Source organism: Demequina aurantiaca, from assembly GCF_000975135.1.
Taxonomy (GTDB): domain Bacteria; phylum Actinomycetota; class Actinomycetes; order Actinomycetales; family Demequinaceae; genus Demequina; species Demequina aurantiaca.
Genome location: NZ_BBRF01000001.1, coordinates 219,720 through 239,387 on the forward strand (window position 1 = coordinate 219,720; position 19,668 = coordinate 239,387).

Below are 19,668 nucleotides of genomic sequence, written 5' to 3' on the forward strand. Positions count from 1 at the left end.
GTGATGTGGGCCTCGATCCCGGTAGATCCGGATGCCGACACCGCGCGTGAGTGGGCCATCAACGAGCTCGCCAAGCGCGAGTACACGCACACCAACACCAATTGGCTCGAGGCCTTCTGGCAGTGGCTCATAGATCTCTTCGATGGAATCGGTCGCGTGGGCAGCAACATCGGCTCTCTTGGGGTTCCCGGAATGCTGATCTTCGCCGTACTCGGGTTGGCGGTCGTGGCGGTGATCGTATGGATCGTGGTGGGACCGTTGCGTCGCTCTCGTCGCTCGCGATCTGACGCAGAGGTCTTCGGCGGCGACGAGCGCGACTCCGCCGCACTATCGAGCGCTGCTGACGAGGCCGCGGCGGTCGGCGACTGGACCACTGCCCTGGTACACCTGTACCGCGCAATGGTGCGTCACCTGGATGAGCGCGGCACCATCGACATCTACGCAGGGATGACCGCTCACGAGGCCGCGGTGCTGGCCGGTCGCGCGATTCCCCCCGTGGCGGTTGATCTGGCGACCGACGCGGATGCCTTTGACGACGCACGCTACGGCAGGACGGCCACCACCGAAGCCGACTTCCGACACGCGGCAACCACGTTCGCGGAAATTCGCGCCACTACCAAGCGGCGGGTGGCGAACGCATGAGCATCGACGCAGACCAGCGCGGCTACGTGAGCGCCACAGCCGGCCCCACGATCACCGCGCGCGCCCGCCGCTCACCCCTGTTATTTGTGGGACTCGCGCTTTTCGCGATCATCATCACCATCCTGGTCACCCAGTCGCGTCCCGCCGACAACCAGGATTTGTCGATCGAGAACTCTGCGCCGAACGGCTCACGAGCGGTTGCCCAGATCCTCCGTGACCAGGGCGTGGGCGTGCGACAGGTCAACCTGCTTGGCGACGCCCACATCGAGGACCCGGAACACACCACCCTCGTCATCGTCGCGGGTTCGAGCTACCTCTCGAGCGCCCAGTCGGACTCAGTCGCGGGCTACCCGGGCGACATCGTCTACCTGGGGCTCACCGCGGAGTCTCTCGAGGCCGCCGACCCTGATCTCTATGTTGACTATGCCGAGCCGGGCACGGCCGTCGTCGCGAACTGTGCAGACCCTGACGCAGTCGCAGCGGAGGAGACCAGGACCGGCCAGGACTCGATCTCTACTGGCGGGCTTGCCGTCCCCCAAGCCGAGCTGTGCTTCCCCGATGCGAACGGCGGGTATGCCTATGCGCGCGTCGAGACGTCCCACGGTTCGCGCACCTTCATCGCCAATCCGACCATCGCTAGCAATGACAAGCTCGACGAGCTCGGCAACGCAGCGCTCGCGCTGCGCACGATGGGGCACCACGAATCCGTGACCTGGTACGTAGGAAGCTACGCGGACACGACCACCTTGACGTGGGGCGAGGACGGCTCCGCGCCCGACAGGATCACGGCAAATCCGAACTTCCTCCCTCCCGGCACCGCTGATGCGCTGTTCGCGCTCGGGCTCGCGGCACTCGTGGCAGCGTTCTGGCGCGCGCGGCGATTCGGCCCGTTGGTCACCGAGCCGCTGCCGGTCGTCGTGCGGTCCTCCGAGGCGACCCGTGGGCGTGCTCGCCTGTACCGCCGGGCGCGGGCCACGGGCCGCTCCACCGCCGCGATTCGTGGACTGATCGCGCTCAGGATGGGTCAACGCTTGGGAGTGCCCCGCGCCGCAGGCAAGGCTGGACTGCTCGAGGCCATCGCCCGCGCCACCGGGCGTGCCAGTGGCGACGTCGAGTCGCTGCTGTACGGCCCACCGCCCGCAAATGAGACTGCCATGATGCACCTAGTGGAACGACTCGACCAACTCGAAAGTGAGGTTCACCGACCGTGAGCGACAACCCCCAGGACCGTCCCGACGTTAACAACAATCCGTTGAGTCCCGAGCCGGCGACCTCCGAGGCACGCGAGGCACTCGCTCGATTGCGTGCTGAGGTGGGCAAGGCCGTCGTCGGCCAGGATCAAGTCGTGACCGGGCTCGTGATCGCCCTGCTGTGCAAGGGCCACGTGCTGATGGAGGGCGTGCCCGGTGTCGCCAAAACGCTCCTGGTACGTACCCTGTCCCACACACTGGGAATGGACTTCAAGCGGGTCCAGTTCACCCCCGACCTCATGCCAGGAGACGTCACCGGTTCGCTGGTCTACGACGCCCGCACGGCCGCGTTCTCATTCCGCGAGGGACCGGTCTTCACCAACTTGCTGCTGGCCGATGAGATCAACCGCACTCCCCCCAAGACCCAGTCGGCGCTACTCGAGGCCATGGAGGACCGCCAGGTGACCGTCGACGGTGAGTCACGGCCACTGCCGGACCCATTCCTAGTGATCGCAACCCAAAACCCCGTCGAGTATGAGGGCACCTACCCGCTTCCCGAGGCGCAGCTGGACCGCTTTATGCTCAAGCTCACCGTGCCCATGCCGGACCGCGACGCCGAGCGCGCCGTGGTCGCCCGCCATGCTGCGGGCTTCAACCCTCGCGACCTCGTCGCCGCCGGGGTGCAGAAGGTGGCCACGATCGAGAACCTCGACCAGGGGCGCGCCGAGGTGGCCAAGGTGAGCATCTCCGACGACGTCGTGAGCTATATCGTCGACATTTGCCGCGCGACACGCGAGGCACCTTCAGTGTCGCTGGGCGTGTCTCCCCGAGGCGCTACCGCCCTCATGGCGACGGCTCGCGCCTGGGCATGGATGCGGGGGCGCGACTTCGTGTCACCGGACGATGTCAAGGCGCTCGCCGGATGGACGCTGAGCCACCGCATGCAGATGCGCGCGGAGGCCGAACTCGAGGGGGTCACGACCTCCGCTGTCCTCGCGTCTGTGCTCGCGTCCGTCCCGGTCCCCCGCTAAGGAATCGCATGTACATCACGGGGTGGACGGTGCTGCTCGCGGCGCTGGGTGCCGTGCCTGCGGCAATCACCCAGGACCGTGGGGTCACTTGGCTGTGGATGCTGGCAGTCGTCGCACTCGCGCTGATCGATGCCGGCCTGGCGCCCAAACCATCCACGCTGGGTGTGCGGCGGACCGTGCCCGGCTCGGTGCGACTGACGGAGTCGACGACGGGGTCGGTCACCGTGGTCAACAACGGCCGGCGTCGCGTCCGCGGCGCCGTACGCGACGCCTGGCAACCGTCCGCAGGTGCGAGCAGTACCCGGCATCGGCTGAACCTGGCCGGTGGCGTGCGCGCCACCTTCGATACGCATTTCCACCCCACACGACGGGGCGACCGGCATGCCGACCGCATCACGGTGCGACTGCAGGGACCACTTCGCCTCGGCGGGCGCCAGCAGTCCATCGTCGTGAGCGACACCTTGAGGGTGCTGCCCGAGTTTGCCTCCCGACGACATCTACCGTCGCGCCTGCAGCGCCTGCGGGAGATCGATGGCCAGAGTGCCGTCCAGCTCAAGGGCGCGGGCTCTGAGTTCGACTCGCTGCGCGAGTACGTCATCGGCGATGACGTGCGTTCGATCGACTGGCGCGGGACCGCTCGCCGTGCCGATGTGGTGGTCCGCACCTATCGCCCCGAGCGCGACCGACGCGTGTTCATCGTCCTCGACACCTCACGGCTCTCCGCCGCGCGTGTGGGCGACGCCCCGCGTCTGGACGCCTCCATCGAAGCGACGCTGCTCCTCACCGCCCTCGCGACCCGCGCCGGGGATCGCGTGCAGGTCACCGCGTACGACCGGGTCGAACGTGCACGCGCTCTCGGCACCACCGGCGCCGGGGTGATGCCCCAACTGGCCTCCGCCCTCGCTGGGGTCGAGCCCGAACTACTGGAACCCGACTGGCCCGGAGTGGTGCGCCTGGTTCAGGGCCGCCTGTCGCAGCGCTCGCTTGTCGTGCTGCTCACCACCATTGACACGTCGACCGCGGACAGCGGGCTACTTGAGGCAGTTGCTGCGCTATCGCAGTCCCACGTGGTGATGGTGGCGTCCGTCAACGACCCCGAGGTAGAGCGGATGCTCAAGGGACGCGACGACGCGCACGAACTCTATGCCGCCGGTGCGGCCGCACGCGGCGCCCTCGAGCGAGACACCGTCTCCACTCGCCTGCGCCAACTCACTGCGGAGGTTGTGACGGCCTCGCCTGACGACCTGGCACCCGCGGTCGCGGACCGCTACCTCGCGCTCAAGGCCGCCGGACGCCTCTAGCCCTCCGGCGGTACACGGGTCGCGCGCGTGGCACCGCCACGCTCACCGAAAGCCGGGCGCCGATGCCGGAGCCAACCACAGCATCGGCGGCAGGTGGTTTGTCGTTACCCTGCCACCGCAGCGGTGTCTACAGCGAAATCTCCCTCGGTGTCACCCGTCATGCCGTGCTGGGTAGCAATCCGGCCAATCACGAAGATGTAGAGCCAGAAAGCCACGAAGGCAACGGCGCCGATGGCAATCTTGACGCCCCATGGCATCGTCGATCCGGTGATGTAACCCTCGATGAGGCCGGAGACAAACAGCGTCACCGCAAGGCCGATGGCGACGGCGAAGGCCGTGCGCCCCTCCTCTGCGAGCGCCCGGCCGCGTGTGCGGGCTCCGGGAGACAGCATCACCCAGAACAGCCGTAGGCCGGTTCCTGCCGCCACGAATACGGCGCTCAACTCCAGCAAGCCGTGCGGGATGATCAGCTGGAAGAACACGTCCAGTCGGCCAGCCTCGGTCATCACCGCGGCGGCAACTCCAAGCTGGAGCACTGTGTTGTACATCAGTATCAGCGGGTAGATGCCAGTCAGCCCGAACGCGATGCACTGAAACGCGAGAAAACCATTGTTGGTCCAGACGCTCGCGGCAAAGGACGTGGAGTCGTAGTCCGTGTAGTAACTCGCGAATTCATGGTCGGCGATCTGCGCGCGGTCGGCCGCCGTGCCAATCAACGCGAGCGAATCCGGGTGGGTGACCGTCCACCATGCGCTGAGCGCACCGAGGAGCACCACAGCCGCGAAGACGGACACTCCCCACCAGCGCACGCGGTACATCGCCGCTGCGACCCCATAGGTGGCGAAGCGCCGCAGTTCGTGGGTCGACACCTGATGCGCTCCGGTAAGCCACACTCTCGCGCTCGCCAGCGTCATCGACAGCCGCGACACCAGTGATGGCTCCGGGGCGGCCGAACGGATTGCGGAAAGGTCGCCCGCGGTGGACTGATAGAGCCGGGTGAGCTCGTCCGCCTCGGCACCCGTCAGCCGCCGGGCTCCCGCGAGCTCCTTCAGGCGGTTCCACCGCGGTTCACGCACGGCCTGGAACGAATCAATGTCCACCCCGCTACGATGCCATATCAGGAGCCATTAAGGGGGCAGGAATGACAATCGTCGACGACGAGTTGCTCATCGGCGAGGGCGTGGTGCTCGATGCGGGAGCGGCACCCGTCACGATGCGCATGCTGTCCGGGGCGATCGACGTCCTGACGTACGGCATCCTGTTCCTCGTTTCGACGGGTTTCATTCTCCGCGCCTCGAGCCAGTTGAACGACGCCGCGCTGCGCGCCATCGTCATCGCCTGGCTGGTCATCGTGCTCGTCCTACTGCCAGCCGGCGTGGAGACCCTCACGCGCGGCAAGTCGCTGGGGCGCCTGGCCGTGGGACTGCGGATTGTCCGCGACGACGGCGGCCCGATCTCCTTCCGCTTCGCCCTCGCCCGGTCCACGGCCGCCCTGTTGGAGGAGTACCTCACGCTCGGCCTGATCGCGGTGACCACCTCGATGTTCAGTCGCCGAGGCAAGCGCATGGGTGACTACCTTGCCGGGACATACGCCATGCGCACGCGTGGCGGCAGGCGCGCCCTTCCGCCCCTGTCAATGCCGTACGGGCTCGAGGTCTGGGCAGGTACCGCGGACTTCCGTCGGCTGCCCGACGGGCTCGCGCTGACCGCACGCATGTTCCTGGCGCGCGCCGCGAGTATGCACCAGGGTTCTCGCGCGCGACTGGGTCAGCAGATTGCGAATCAACTCAACGAATACGTCGCGCCCGGCCCACCGCCGGGAACCCACCCGGAGACGTTCATCGCCGGCGTGTTGGTCGCCCGCCGCGACCGTGAGTACGGGATCGAGATGAACCGCGCCCGCCGCCGTGACGCGGATTCCGCGCTGGTGCGCTCGCTGCCGTTTGGGATCCCCGACGTCGAGAACTAGCGCTCGCTAGTAGCGGTAGTGGTCCGCCTTGTACGGGCCGCTGGCGTCGATACCCAAGTAGTCCGCCTGGTCCGTGGTCATTTCGGTGAGGCGAACACCGAGGGCGTCCAGGTGCAGGCGCGCGACCTTCTCATCGAGCACCTTGGGCAGGCGATGGACACCCAGTGGGTACGCCTCGAGGTTGGTCCACAACTCGATCTGGGCCATCACTTGGTTGGTGAATGAGGCGCTCATCACGAAGCTGGGGTGGCCGGTCGCATTGCCGAGGTTCAGCAGTCGCCCCTCGGACAGCACGATGATGCTGTGGCCGTCGGCGAACACCCATTCGTCGACCTGCGGCTTGATGGGGGTGTGCTTCGCTCCGGAGCGTCCCAGCCCAGCCATGTCGATCTCGTTGTCGAAGTGGCCGACGTTGCCCACGATGGCCTTGTCCTTCATGGCCGCCATGTGCTCTACGCGGATGATGTCTTTGTTACCCGTGGTCGTGATGAAGAAGTCGGCGCGGGCCACGTAGTCCTCGAGTAGCGCGACTTCGTAGCCGTCCATCGCCGCCTGCAGCGCGCAGATGGGATCGACCTCGCTCACGATCACACGGGCTCCCTGACCGCGAAGCGCCTCGGCGGCGCCTTTGCCCACATCCCCGTAGCCGCATACGAAGGCGACCTTGCCGCCCATGAGAACGTCGGTGGCACGGTTGATGCCGTCCGGTAGCGAGTGACGGATGCCGTACTTGTTGTCGAACTTGGACTTGGTGACGGAGTCATTGACGTTGATCACGGGGAACAGCAGTTCACCGCGTGCGGCCATCTGCTCCATCCGGTGCACGCCCGTGGTGGTCTCCTCGGAGACACCTACGATGCCCGCGGCCATGCGAGTAAACCGGGTGGGGTCCGTCGCTAGCGAACGGCGAATCACTGCACGCATGCCCTCGACCTCGGCGTTGTACGCGGGGTCCTCCTCCTCAAGCGGAGCGGGAACCATGCCGGCCTGCTCGGCCTTGGCCCCCTCGTGCACCAGCAGCGTGGCGTCGCCACCGTCGTCGAGGATGATCGTGGGGCCGTCGTGGCCGTCCCACGTCAAGATCTGGTCCGTGTACTCCCAGTACTCGCGGATCGACTCCCCCTTGACGGCGAAGACCGGCACACCATCGGGTGACGCATAGGTACCCGTGCCAACCACGATCGCGGCCGCCGCATCGTCCTGCGTGGAGAAGATGTTGCACGAGGCCCAGCGCACGTCAGCTCCCAGTTCCGTGAGCGTCTCAATCAGCACGGCGGTCTGCGTCGTCATGTGCAACGAGCCGGCGATGCGCGCGCCAGCCAGCGGCTGGGCCCTGCCAAACTCCTCGCGTAATGACATCAGGCCCGGCATCTCCTGCTCCGCCAGACGGATCTGGTGGCGTCCTGCCTCCGCGAGCGCGAGGTCCGCGATGACGTAGTCGTTCGGGTAGGTCGAGGCAGCGGTGGTCGAGTCGGCAGTGCTCACAGGTACTAGTGCTCCTTGGAAGTGTCGGGTTCAACAGCGGCGCTCGGGGCGCCGCCGTCGCTCGTCAGCTCGTCAGCCGGGGCGGCGTGGCGAAGGTCAGGTTCGATGAAAATGAGTCGCGCGGCGGGCACTGCGGCACGAATGCGACGTTCGGCGTCGTCGACGTGGTCGGCAATCTCCTCAATGGTGGTGCCGGGCCTCACCCCCACCTTGCAGGCCACCAGGACGTCGTCCGGTCCCAGGTGCATGGTGCGCAGGTGGATGATGTCGCCGAGGTCTGACTCCGCGAAGGCCGCGCGAATGCGGGCGTCGTCCTCGTCGGTCACGGACTCGCCCATCAGCATGGACTTGGTCTCGCGGGCCAGCACGATCGCAATGATCACCAGTAGCAGGCCAATCATCGCGGTTCCCGCGGCGTCCCAGAGGCCGTTGCCGGTGACAAGTGTCATCGAGACTCCGAAGAGCGCAAACAACAAGCCCAGGAGGGCACCAAAGTCCTCGAGCAGGATCACGGGCAACTCGGGCGAGCGCGACTTGCGGATGAACGCGAGCCACCCCTGCTTGCCCCGCACCTTGTTGGATTCATGGACGGCGGTACGGAAGGAGTAGCCCTCGAGGCAGATCGCCATGACCAACACCGCGATGGGAACCCACTGCCACGAATCGATCGGCTCGGGGTGCTGGAACTTGTGCCACGCCTCGTACAGTGCGAACAGGCCACCGAGCGAGAACAGCACGACTGCCACGAGGAAGGCGTAGTAGTACCGGTTGCGTGCGTAGCCGAACGGGTGCTCGGCATCGGCTTCCTTGCGTGCCTGCTTGCCACCCACCAGTAGCAGAATTTGGTTTCCAGAGTCCGCGACGGAGTGGATGGCCTCGGCGAGCATCGACGATGCGCCGGTGAGGCCAAAGGCGACGAATTTGGTGACACCGATGCCGAGGTTGGCGCTCAGCGCCGCGACGATCGCCTTGGTTGAGCCGTCGGTCGACATCTACTCTCCCCTGATGGTGGAGAGGACCGCGTCTCGTACACGAACCAGCGTTGCCTCCGTGGCCGCCTCGACGTTCAAGCGCAGCAGCGGCTCCGTGTTGGAGGCGCGAACGTTGAACCACCACTGTTCATCCGCGGGCGCCGCGTCGTCCCAGTGGGTGACGGTCAGCCCGTCGAACTCGTCGGTATCTGTTGTCGCGTCGACGTGGTTGGCGTGCACCCGCGCGAGAGCGTCGGTGACCGACTCCACGCGTGAGTTGATCTCCCCCGACGCGGCGTAAGGCGTGTAGTCCGCCAATATCTCGCTGAGCGTGCCGTCCTGCTCGCCCAGAGCGGCCAACACGTGCATGGCCGCGAGCATGCCGGTGTCGGCGTAGAAGAAGTCGCGGAAGTAGAAGTGCGCGCTGTGCTCGCCGCCAAAGACCGCGTTGTGCTCGGCCATGTCGGCCTTGATGTTGCTGTGGCCCACCTTGGCGCGCACCGTGGTCGCGCCGGCCTCGCGTAGCTGCTCGCTGGTCGCGCGCGAGGAGATGAGGTTATGAATGATCGTGGGCTGTTCACCGGAAGCGAGTTCGCGCTTGGCCTCGCGCAGTCCTACCAACGTCGTGATCGCCGATGCCGCAACGACGGCGCCATTCTGGTCGATGGCGAAGCAACGGTCGGCGTCGCCATCGAAGGCGAGGCCGATGTCCGCGCCGTTCGCGATGACGGCGTTCTGCAGGTCCACCAGGTTCTTGGCGTCCAACGGGTTCGCCTCGTGGTTGGGGAACGTGCCATCCAACTCGAAGTAGAGAGGGATGATGTCGAGCGGCAACTCTGCCAGCCCCGCCGCCGTGCCGAGCACCGCGGGCACCGTGTAGCCGCCCATCGCATTCGCAGCGTCGACGACCACTGTGAGGGGGCGCACTCCGCTGAGGTCCACGAGGTCCCGCAGGAACGCGGAGTACTCCGGGAGCATGTCGCGCACCGTCGTGGTGCCCCGGTGCTTCGCAACCGGGATTCCGTCGCCGAGGTACGTGCTCGCGAGCGCACGGACGTCGCCGAGCCCGGTGCTCTCACCCACCGCGCGGGCGAGCGCGCGGCACATCTTCATGCCGTTGTAGGCGGCGGGGTTGTGGCTGGCGGTGATCATCACCCCGGGCATGTTGAGGACGCCCGAGGCGTGGTACAGGCCGTCCGTCGAGCACATACCGATGTCCACGGTGTCGATGCCCCGGTCGTGCAGGCCCGCCATCACCGCGGCCGCAAGGCCCGGGCTCGAGTCGCGCATGTCGTGACCCACGGCCACCTGTGGCGCGCCATCCGGCGCCACCACGGCATCGGCGAATGCGGCACCTATGGCGCGTGCCACCTCGTCGGTGAGCGACTCGCCCACGATTCCCCGGACGTCATACGACTTGATGAGACCGGAGAGGTCGGGATACTGGGCGGCGTCGGTGTTGTCAGTCACGGCACCAGGGTACTAGGCAGGGCGCCGGGAGGCGCCCGAGGCTAGATACTGCCGCCCACGACGCGAAGATGCCCGCGGCGCGGCTCCGATGCAACCGGAGCGGGGGGTTGCACGGCCGCTTGGCGGGGGCGACCGGCCTCACGTACGGCATTGGCCAGGGCCTCGAGGTCGTCCTCGGACGGGCCGTTGTCGACGTACTCCTGCTGAATGTGCACGACGTCCCAGCCGCGCGGCGCGGTAAAGCGTTCCGCGTGGTCGACGCATAGGTCGTAACTGTGGGGCTCAGCGCTCGCGGCAAGCTGTCCGACCACAACGGTGGAGTCAACGTAGACGTAGGTCAGCGTCGCTGCGGCTGGGTGCGCGCACGCTGAACGCGAACACTGACGAGTAGATCTCACGAGACGAGACGTTACCCGCACGGCGGCGGTGCGCGCGCCTGCCACGCCGAACCGCGCGATAGCCTCACCCTATGGGTCGACGAGACAGACACGGACGCGGGCTACGCGCCCCCCTTCTGCCGGTCGATGCCCCGGGCTACCGATCTCCCAGTGACACCTTCGACGGCTATGTCCTGGACGTAGCGGAGGACCTCGAGCGACGCTGGGGCCAACGCTGGGGCCGTGTCGAGTTCGGCACCGAGAGCGTGCCTCCTTCACAGTCGACGCCCTGGGAGAACGGCGTGCCGCTGGGCCGCCTGTTCCCGTCGGATGCCGGACAGCCGGCACGCATCGTGGTGTACCGCAGGCCCCTGGAGCAACGCGCGGATTCCGCAGATCTGCCGTACCTCGTGCGTGACGTGTTGGTGGAGAATGTGGCCCACCTGTTGGGTCGCAGGCCCGACGAGATCGACCCGAATTACGGAACTGGCACGTAGCCGTCGACGCGGACGGCGACGTCGAGGTCCGCGACCTCGCTGTCGGAAGGCGCCACTGCGGTGAGGAAGCCGTCCTCGGCGCTCACCACCTGCACCCACTCAATTCCAGCCCCCACCGTCAGTACGTCTCCGGCACTGGCCGTCACTGACACGCGCTGCACGGTGCGCGCGGCAACGTCCTGCGTCGCAACCACCTCACCACTCTGGTTGGTGACGCTCACGCTGGTCGCTTCCCTGGCGTAGACGGAGAGTTCCGGTGAGTCAGTCACTGCCACGAGGGTGTGCGACGTATCGGCCGCGCTCTGGCCGGCGACCCACATGGTGTCGAAGGCGACCGATCCCTCGCGACCGGCCTGAGACTCGCGCGGGAGCCGGCTCACGCCAGCCGCCACGACAGGAGCATCCGAGGTCACCTCGACGGCGCCCGCACTGATGTTGGGCACCGGGATAACCGTCACGACACCGGGCTCTAGGTTGAGATTGGCAGCACCGGGCCACTCGCTCGCGCCGGTGTCCGTGACGAGCGCGAGGGACACGTGGGCACCCTCGGGCGCAAGCAACGAGACCGAGGCACTAGCCCCCTCGACGTCGGCGTCGGACGGACCAACAGCGGGGATGACGATGCTGGTGCCGGGGTCGGCGGCCCGGGTTACCCAGTCGGTTCCGGCGGGCTCGAATCCGTCCAGGCGCGAATCCTGAACGTTCGCCACGATTCCAGTGCCGTTAGACACCACGTGCAGAGCGAGAGCTGGGTTCTCAGGAATGGTGCCCTCGAGGAGAACTGACCGCTGGGACTCGGGGCCCACGACGATCACCATCGGCTCCTCTTCCTGCCCGATGGGGCCGTACGAGACCACCGTGACCTCGACGGGAGCCTCGGCGGGGTTGGTCAACACCAGCCGCGCGCTCGCGCCGAGCGTGGTCGCGCCGCCCACGAGCCACTGGTCCATGCTGGGGCGCACGCACGTCACAGCCGCGAGGCCCGCGATGTCGCCGCCACCCACGCGTTCAATCGAGGCCGCGACTGGGGCATCCGACGCGAATCCGGAGTCAACCTTGATGGTGGATCCCGAGGTGAAGGTCTCGAGTTGCACGTCGTCGGAACCGGAATCAAGGTCCGCGTCACCCGAGCTGATGTCCCCCACCGGAATTTCCATATTGCCGGGGCACGCCACGGCCTGCTGGAGCGGGGCAATCGCCTGGTGGTCAACGGTGGCCGGTGCGGGCTCGTGAACTGGCAACTGGTCCGCGACCACAACGGCCCCTGCGAGCGCCCCCGCAGCCAGGAGTCCCGTCAGTACTTTGATGATCATCAGCGCACCGCCCTATACCTGCGGTCATTGAGGGGAATCGAGCCCAACAGTGACCAGGCCACCACAATCGCCGCCGCCCACCACCATCGGGAGTAATCGCCGTCGTCGTAGTCGAGGTCCACGGTGCCAGCATCAGCCTCGACAGCAAACGCGAGTCGGCCGTAGTCGTCCTCGACCTGGGTCAGCGCCGCGCCGTCCAGAGACGCGTGCCAGCGAGGGTCCGCCGGTACGGCGACGACCACGCGGCCGCCGCGCGCGCCCGTGATGTCACCGTGGCTGAGGGTGCCGTAGGAGTCGAGCACTTGAACGTCGCCATCCGCGGTCTCGAACCACGCGCGCGACACCGGCTGGTCGGAGCCCGTCCGGGCCACCGCATACGACGTTCCACGGGTGCTCACCCCCATGAGTTGCAGGTCGGTGATCTGGGCCAGGGCACCCTCAAGGCGCGGCGAATCCGGCGCCACGGTGATGACTCCGATGCCCCAGGCCGACAGCTCCACGTCGGCGCCGGCACCGCCGCCGACGAGCGTCGCAACCGCACCGCTCAGAGACTGCGGCGTGGCGAGGGTCTCACCGCCGGCTGCTAGGACCTCACCCGTGGGGGTTCGCGCCGGCCTGCCGGTAAGCCAGACGGATCCATCGTCGGTGAGCACCGCATAGGACACCAGCGAGTCCTCATCCATCGACAACGTCAGCACTCGAGGTTGCGTCGTCGCCGTCTGCTGGAGACCAGCGACGAGCGGCAACACGTCCGCCCTAGCCGCGGATACCTCGGTCTGCGGAGCCCGGCTCGGCCAGGCCGACACTCCCACCTGGCCCACCAGGACCAGCCCGGCTACCGCGAGCGCGACGGCCGATGCTGTGCGCCGGACGGCGCGCGACGTCCCATGACCCTCGCGCCAGACGCCGTGGGATGCGGCCGCGGCCGCGATCAGGAGCCCAATAAGCGCGAGCGACGAGCCCGCCCCGGCCCACCCATTGGCGTCGGCCTGGCCAGCACCGTCAGCCAGCGTCACCACGGAGCGCTGCGCGGCCACGGCAACGAGCAGGCCCACGGCCGCGACCAGGAAGCCCAGTCGCACGGCGAGGGTAGCCCGGCGCGACAGCAGCGCGAGCAGGGCCGCAACAACGATGGTCGCACCCAAGGCCATGGCTGCAGCCCGGTCCCCACTGTCGTCCAGTCCCGGCACGTCGGTGTAGTACCCGGTGAATCCGAGGAGGAGCTCCCACGGGCGCGTCAGCGGTGAGACGAGGCTAGGGCCGGGCTCGCGCGCCAGCACGTGCCACGCTGCACCGTTAAACGGTCCCGCCTGCCACGCCGCGATGATCGCTGGCCCGGAGGCGACGATTGCCGGAAAGGGCATCGCCCAGACGCGCCACCGGCTACGCCCCGCGAAGGCTCCGACCACCACCACCACCAAGGTGAGCGGCACGAGCAGCACCGGCGTGGCCACGGCGATCACCGCCAGCATGACCGCAGCTCCGACTCCCGCGCTTGCCGAGCCGCGGCGCCGCTTGGGAAATTCGTCGTTGTCCCCCACGAGCTCCCCGCGATGCCATCCGACCGCGCGCGCAACCGCGAACACCAACCACGGCAGCGCGAGGTGGGTGATCACCGCACCAATGCGGCCATCGCCGATCGCCTGCAGGTAGAAGGGCCAGACTCCATAGGCGAGCGCCACGAGTGCACGCACCGTCGCGGAGCGCGTGGCCGCACCGGCGGCGAACCACGCGGATGCCGCGGCCAGCGCGACCGCAAAGCACAGCAACAGGCCAATCCAGAGGCGCGTGCCTCCAGGCATGGCGCCAAGGGGGGTCAGCAGCGCGGCGAAGGTGCCGTCGAGTGTGGGCGCACCAAAACCCTGGTCACTCCAGCCACTAAACGTGCGCCGCCACAGGTCGTGCCAGCCGAACTCCGTGACTCCCAAGGCGCGCGAGCTGAGCTGGCTGCCGGCCACGACGGAAGGAATCCAGGTACCGAAAAGCACGACGGCGGCCCCGATCCCTAGCACCATCACTGCGACGAGCCCTCTGATTCGGCGCCTGCGGGCGGCGTCGAGGTCGGCGCGGACGATGTCGGTGGGGGTCGCGGCAGCCCGGGCTCGCTCATACGCACCCATCTCACGCGCCCGCAAGGTCGCGAAGATCGCCAGGGGGCTCGCGAGGAGTGGCCGGACAACCGACCTCTTCACCTTTGACGTTGACTGCGATGCGCGCCGCGCGGCGATGAGTTGCGGAGTTCTCCCCAGCAGGCGCCACGGCACCGAGATCTCTGCGCCGACCATTCGAGGTTGGTTCTGGGCGATGCGGACGGCCGATCGACCGATCGAGGATACGAACATCCACAGGACCAGCAAGGGCACGGCCCACCAGCGCGCCCAGACACTGGCGTGGAACCACTCGCTCGTGCGCCGGTTGGCGTAGCTAGCGTGGTGACCGCGCGTCGACCCGGTGCGGCGCCCGTACAGCGACTCCTGCGAGTGGCGGATCTTGGCGGTCGGCACGATGACGACGTCGTATCCGGCCATCCACGCGCGCCTGCAGTACTGCGCGCTCTCACCAAAGCCGTGGAAGCCGGCGTCAAAGCCGCCAAACTCGTTCCACACGTCGCGCCTGACCAGCGCTCCCGCGAGGCTGACCGCGAGGACGTCATCGCGTGCGTCGTATTGCCCCTGGTTGATGTCGTCGTTCTCGAGCATCGTGACGCGGCGACCACCGAAGCGAGAGACCGAGGTCCCAAGGTTGACCAGCTTGGAGGTGTCATCCCAGCGGACGTGTGCGCCGCCCACCACGGCCGCCTGACGGCGCTTGCGGGCCGTCGCCGACAGCGCGCTGAGGGCATCGGGTAGCGGGGCCGTGTCGTCGTGGAGGAGCCACAGGTACTCACGCGTATGCGACGGGAACGCCGCGAGCACTCCGTCGATGGCCTCGGAGTAGCTAGTCGCGTCTGATTCGACGACGTCGACCGAGAGTTCGGAGGGAATCAGTGGTGCGATTGCGCCACCCACGAGCGCCACGTGCACGATATCGGGCCGTACCTCCTGCTTCGCCAGCGACGCGAGCACGGCAGGCAACTGACCCGCACGACCATCGGTCACGACGATCGCGCGCACAATCAGGCGCGCAGAACTCATGGCACGCCCCCGCAGACGGGTTGGCTAGACGGCGCGGCGCTTGAGCTTGCGCCGCTCGCGCTCTGACAGCCCGCCCCAGATTCCGAAACGCTCGTCATTGGCCAACGCGTAGTCGAGGCACTCGCCCCGCACGTCGCAGGACGTGCAGACCTTCTTTGCCTCACGCGTCGATCCACCCTTTTCAGGAAAGAACGCCTCGGGGTCGGTTTGGGCGCACAGTGCGCGCTCTTGCCAAGCAAGCGGACCGTCATCGTCTGATCCGCCAAAGATGTCCACCACCGACGCCAATGTCGAGGCGGGCTTGCCTGCGTCCGAGGGCACTGAACCTTCGTAGATATTCCACATGAGGTTGTCCTCCGTTCGCTGCGGGAAGGAATCCCGCATGTAGGAATTACACCGTTGTAATCCCCGTGAGTCAAGTCGAAACTAGCGCACGCCACGGATGAAACCCAGTCCCCACGCCACGTGCATGGTCATCAGCACTCCAGGCATGAGAGCGACGGACCTCGTCCCCGCCTGCGGCCACAGTGCCGCAGCCCCTACCAACACGCCTGCTAGGTATGCGATTGGGGAGGCGAATCCAAGCAACAACCACCAGGTATTGGTCGCCAACCCGACTACCCCAAGCACAATCCCCACGACGAGCGCGGCCACCACCACAGGAGGCGCAAGATATCTTGCCGATGCTGTCTGCGGATGAGTTTTGACGACCTCACGGCGCCAGGCGCCCGAGTGGAAGAATTGGCGGGCCAGCGCTCGCCATGTGGAGCGCGGGTGGTACGGCACCTGCATGTCGGGAACGTAGTAAACCTCGTATCCCGCCTCGCGCAACCTGAAGTTCAGCTCCCAATCCTGGGCCCGCCGGAAGTGCTCGTCGTAGCCGCCAACCGCCGCGAGCGCATCGCGCCGGAACGAGCCAAGAAACACGGACTCGGTAGCGCCCTCCCGTCCGCCCACACGGTGGCCCGCACTGCCTAGCCCAAACCGCGAGCCCATGGCGACGGCAATGGCATGCCCGAGCGGAGCATCGGCTTGCGGAACCATGCGGCCACCCACGTTGCCCGCGCCCGTGTCGGCGAGGGCGGTCACTGCGAGTGAGATGTAGCCGTGTGGCAGCACCGTGTGCCCATCGATGCGCACCACCACGTCATCCGCGCACATGGCGAGGGCCAGATTTAGTCCTGCGGGAGTGAACCCGGACGGGTTGTCGACAACCCTCACGTTCCGGTGAGTCTTGGCAAGCCTCGCTGCCATCGCCGCGGTGTCGTCTGTCGAGGGCCCCACCGCGATCACGAGATTGACGCCTGGCTCGAAGCCGTTGTTGAGTACCGAGTCGACTGCCGCATCGAGGTGGGCGGCCTCGTTGAGCACCGTCATCACGACGCTCACTGGGGCGTCTCGCTGGACGGGGGCAAGGGTGGGCACCGAAAGAGCGTAACCCAGACACACGCGCCCCCTCGAGAGCCCCTGCAACGCGCGCACTCTGCCTACCCCTGTGCGGCACGTCTCGGCCTTAAGATTGGCGGCATGTCCCGCCCCTTCCCCACGAGCGCAGCGTGAGTACACCCCCGATCGATCGTCGCCGCAACCAGTCGCGCAATGCTGCCCGACCATGGTGGTTATGGGCGACCATGGCCGTCGCAGCGGTGCTCGGCTTCGGCATCGTCTACGGGCAGACCCTGACAAGCCAGATTGATCACGCCTTCGACGCGCGCAGCGTGGAGACCATCGTCACCAACCGCCCCGAGAAGCCCACGGACGGGGACGCCGGCAAGGCGCTCAACATTCTGTTGATGGGCTCCGATGCACGCGACGGCGACAATGGAGACATCGGCGGCCACTTTGATGGCATGCGCAACGACACCACCATCATCATGCACGTGGCGGCGGACCGCTCTCGAGTCGACATGTTGTCGATCCCGCGGGATACGCAGGTGGCCATTTCCGACTGCACGCTGTTTGACGGCAGCACGGTCAAGGGATGGACCGGCGACTTCAACATTGCGTTCGCCAATGGTGGGTCTCACGGCGATGCCGCGGAAGCCGCGGCCTGCGTCATCAATACGGTCGAGGATCTCACTGGGATCTACATCGACCACTACGCGGTGGTGGACTTCAGCGGCTTCACGCAGATGATCGATGCCCTTGGCGGGGTACCGATGTGCATCCCTTCCGCGATCTCTTCAAAAAAGGCCAAGCTTCACATTGACGCCGGCCCGCAGGTGCTCGACGGCAAGACGGCGCTCGCCTACGCGAGGCTGCGAACCGCAGAGACGGGCGGCGTGTCCGGATCCGACCTGCAGCGCATCACGCGTCAGCAGGAGTTGCTGAACCAGGTAGCGGCCACTGCGCTCTCGAAGAACCTGCTGACCGACGTGGGCGACTTGACGGGATTCGTACGCGCGGGAGCTGAGTCGATGACGATGGATCCCCAACTCGCGGACACCAAGTACCTGCTCGGACTGGCCTACAGCCTCAGCCACATTGACCGTAGCAACATCCAGTTCGCGACGGTTCCGTGGGGGTACACCGAGGATCGCAACAACGTGGTGCTCCTGCCGGAGGCCGAGGACACCTGGGCGCAGATCCGCGGGGACGAGCCGGTGACGGCCGTCGCCGAGGGGGACGCTTCATCCGCCTGGGATAGCGGACACAAGGATGCCGACGAGACCTCATCCGAGCCGGCTCCATCGGCCCCCACGGACAGTGCCGCCACCAACGCGTCCACGACCCAGGCTCTGCTGGACGATTGCGCCTCGTAGACTCCACTCGCGTGCGCGTTTAAGGTGGGAACCGAAACGTGCCGATAACCGTTATGTCCACGACAGGCGAGAAATAGTCCGTCAGCGCCCAGGTTGGAGCGCTGACTCCGCCCCACGCAACGACGATCGAAAGTTCAGGACCCATGGCTTCTTTCCCCGCGAGCGAGCGCGCGCATGGCTAAGCGCGACAAGGGTGCCCGCCACGGCACCACCGCACCCCGTCACCGCGTGCTGACGGGTGTCCTCTGGGGCGTCGCCGCCATCGCGGGCTTTGCGGTCGCATATGCCGGCACCAATTTCTACCTGTTGCAGAACTCACTCACCACCAAGGACGTGGCGTCGCTCTACAACCCCAACCCCGAGGCCACCGGCGACCCCGACGCCGAGGGTCCGCCGCTGGATGGGTCCGCGGGCAACGACGTCAACATCCTGCTCATGGGCTCGGACACCCGCGAGGGCACGGAGAACGAGGCGATCGGCGGCGAGGTGGCCGGCATGCGCTCCGACACCGTCATCGTGATGCACATCTCCGCTGACCGCGAGCGCATCGACTTCATGTCCATCCCCCGCGACTCCCGCGTTGCCGTGTCTGACTGCACCATGTTCGACGGCACCGTGACGCGCGGCTGGACGGGCAAGTTCAACATCGCCTTCGCCAACGGTGGCAAGAACGGCGACCCCGCCGAAGCCGCCGCGTGCACCATGCAAACCGTGACCGACCTGACGGGCATCAAGCTCGACCACTATGCGGTCGTGGACTTCGCTGGCTTCGAGCAGATGATCAACGCGATCGACGGTGTGCCCATGTGCATCCCCAACAACATCAACTCCACGAAGGCCAAGCTCCACCTGGAGGCCGGCCCACAGGTGCTCGACGGCGAGACCGCACTCGCCTACGCTCGCGCCCGCACCGGCGAGGGCTTGCCCGAGGGCACCGACCTGCGCCGCATCGACCGCCAGCAGGAACTGCTCATGAACGTCCTGCGCAAGGCGCTTGGTGCCAACATGCTCACCGACGTGGGCGGCATGACGCAGTTCGTCAAGGCCGGCGCCCAGGCGATGACGATGGACCCGGATCTGGGAAGCATCAAGTACATCCTGGGGTTGGCGTACAGCTTGCGCGGCATCGACACCGCCAACATCACCTTCGCCACCGTTCCGTGGGCCTACCCAGGCGACAACAACGGCGACGTCATCTGGACCCCCGATGCGGACATCATGTTCGCGCACATTGTTGCCGACGAGCCCATCACGGACCCGGACGAGGTCGACGCGACCAGCCCGTCACCGGAGGCGACCGCCGACTCGAAGAGCACCACCGACACCACGACGGCCACCGACGCGGACGCTGGCACGACGACGGCCACGAAGCCCGATGCCTCGGTCACCGACACCGCTGCCGAGCCTTCGGTTGCGCCCTCGCCGGAGCGCGAGACGCAGGCCGAGATTCTGGCCGCCTGCGGCTAACCAGCCCTGACGTACGAATGCCCGCCTCGTCGTGCGACGAGGCGGGCATTCGTGCGTCG

At 67.1% G+C, this 19,668-nt stretch carries 17 protein-coding genes; 8 read left to right on the top strand and 9 right to left on the bottom strand.

All coding sequences use genetic code 11. From position 1 onward, the window contains the following. Positions 1-3: 3 nt before the first annotated feature. The 4 genes from AOP73_RS00950 to AOP73_RS00965 are packed head-to-tail and all read left to right on the top strand — an operon-like array spanning position 4 to position 4,164. Complete coding sequence (locus AOP73_RS00950; RefSeq protein WP_236683542.1) at positions 4-642, top strand: DUF4129 domain-containing protein; 639 nt, start codon at positions 4-6, stop codon at positions 640-642. Further along, the gene (locus AOP73_RS00955; protein WP_061962788.1) at positions 639-1,853 is read left to right on the top strand and encodes a DUF4350 domain-containing protein; all 1,215 of its coding nucleotides are present in this window, start codon (positions 639-641) and stop codon (positions 1,851-1,853) included. Before AOP73_RS00950 ends, AOP73_RS00955 begins: the two co-directional genes overlap by 4 nt. Before the next feature lie 41 nt (positions 1,854-1,894). Further along, the gene (locus tag AOP73_RS00960) at positions 1,895-2,863 is read left to right on the top strand and encodes an AAA family ATPase (RefSeq protein WP_084626694.1); all 969 of its coding nucleotides are present in this window, start codon (positions 1,895-1,897) and stop codon (positions 2,861-2,863) included. An 8-nt stretch (positions 2,864-2,871) separates the two neighbouring features. Next, on the top strand, positions 2,872-4,164 hold the full coding sequence (locus AOP73_RS00965) for a DUF58 domain-containing protein (RefSeq protein ID WP_061962790.1): 1,293 nt from the start codon (positions 2,872-2,874) through the stop codon (positions 4,162-4,164). A 104-nt stretch (positions 4,165-4,268) separates the two neighbouring features. Here the strand turns inward: AOP73_RS00965 and AOP73_RS00970 are convergent, their stop codons facing one another. Then, positions 4,269-5,264 (bottom strand): stage II sporulation protein M, encoded by a 996-nt coding sequence (locus AOP73_RS00970; RefSeq protein WP_061962791.1) that lies wholly within the window; start codon positions 5,262-5,264, stop codon positions 4,269-4,271. Positions 5,265-5,305: 41 nt separating this feature from the next. On the opposite strand from AOP73_RS00970, the gene AOP73_RS00975 reads away from it, so the two are divergent. Beyond that, positions 5,306-6,133, top strand: coding sequence for an RDD family protein (locus tag AOP73_RS00975; protein ID WP_061962792.1), 828 nt, complete (start codon positions 5,306-5,308; stop codon positions 6,131-6,133). A gap of 6 nt (positions 6,134-6,139) precedes the next feature. Here the strand turns inward: AOP73_RS00975 and ahcY are convergent, their stop codons facing one another. From ahcY to AOP73_RS00995, 4 genes are read right to left on the bottom strand one after another with little or no spacing between them, the layout of a single operon-like run. Further along, on the bottom strand, positions 6,140-7,618 hold the full coding sequence (ahcY, locus tag AOP73_RS00980) for an adenosylhomocysteinase (RefSeq protein ID WP_061962793.1): 1,479 nt from the start codon (positions 7,616-7,618) through the stop codon (positions 6,140-6,142). 5 nt (positions 7,619-7,623) lie between these two features. Beyond that, a complete protein-coding gene (locus AOP73_RS00985) occupies positions 7,624-8,610 on the bottom strand; it encodes a cation diffusion facilitator family transporter (protein ID WP_061962794.1) in 987 nt (328 codons plus the stop codon). After that, entirely contained in the window at positions 8,611-10,059 is a 1,449-nt protein-coding gene (locus tag AOP73_RS00990; protein WP_061962795.1) for a phosphomannomutase/phosphoglucomutase, read from the bottom strand. It lies immediately after the preceding gene. Positions 10,060-10,100: 41 nt separating this feature from the next. Next, the gene (locus tag AOP73_RS00995; protein ID WP_061964714.1) at positions 10,101-10,457 is read right to left on the bottom strand and encodes a DUF3499 domain-containing protein; all 357 of its coding nucleotides are present in this window, start codon (positions 10,455-10,457) and stop codon (positions 10,101-10,103) included. A gap of 71 nt (positions 10,458-10,528) precedes the next feature. On the opposite strand from AOP73_RS00995, the gene AOP73_RS01000 reads away from it, so the two are divergent. Further along, entirely contained in the window at positions 10,529-10,933 is a 405-nt protein-coding gene (locus AOP73_RS01000) for a metallopeptidase family protein (RefSeq protein WP_061962796.1), read from the top strand. Here AOP73_RS01000 and AOP73_RS01005 read toward each other — a convergent pair. From AOP73_RS01005 to AOP73_RS01020, 4 genes are all read right to left on the bottom strand, one after another. Beyond that, entirely contained in the window at positions 10,915-12,246 is a 1,332-nt protein-coding gene (locus AOP73_RS01005; RefSeq protein ID WP_061962797.1) for a DUF5719 family protein, read from the bottom strand. The genes AOP73_RS01000 and AOP73_RS01005 overlap by 19 nt on opposite strands. After that, positions 12,246-15,380 carry a glycosyltransferase family 2 protein gene (locus AOP73_RS01010; RefSeq protein WP_061962798.1) on the bottom strand — a complete coding sequence of 1,045 codons (3,135 nt, stop codon included), beginning with the start codon at positions 15,378-15,380 and terminating at the stop codon, positions 12,246-12,248. Before AOP73_RS01010 ends, AOP73_RS01005 begins: the two co-directional genes overlap by 1 nt. 24 nt (positions 15,381-15,404) lie before the next feature. Then, positions 15,405-15,725, bottom strand: coding sequence for a WhiB family transcriptional regulator (locus tag AOP73_RS01015; protein ID WP_061962799.1), 321 nt, complete (start codon positions 15,723-15,725; stop codon positions 15,405-15,407). 81 nt (positions 15,726-15,806) lie between these two features. Further along, positions 15,807-16,805, bottom strand: coding sequence for a glycosyltransferase family 2 protein (locus tag AOP73_RS01020; RefSeq protein ID WP_236683475.1), 999 nt, complete (start codon positions 16,803-16,805; stop codon positions 15,807-15,809). Positions 16,806-16,936: 131 nt separating this feature from the next. On the opposite strand from AOP73_RS01020, the gene AOP73_RS01025 reads away from it, so the two are divergent. Next, on the top strand, positions 16,937-18,142 hold the full coding sequence (locus AOP73_RS01025; protein WP_152650493.1) for an LCP family protein: 1,206 nt from the start codon (positions 16,937-16,939) through the stop codon (positions 18,140-18,142). A 174-nt stretch (positions 18,143-18,316) separates the two neighbouring features. Then, on the top strand, positions 18,317-19,609 hold the full coding sequence (locus AOP73_RS01030) for an LCP family protein (RefSeq protein ID WP_061962802.1): 1,293 nt from the start codon (positions 18,317-18,319) through the stop codon (positions 19,607-19,609). Positions 19,610-19,668 lie beyond the last annotated feature (59 nt).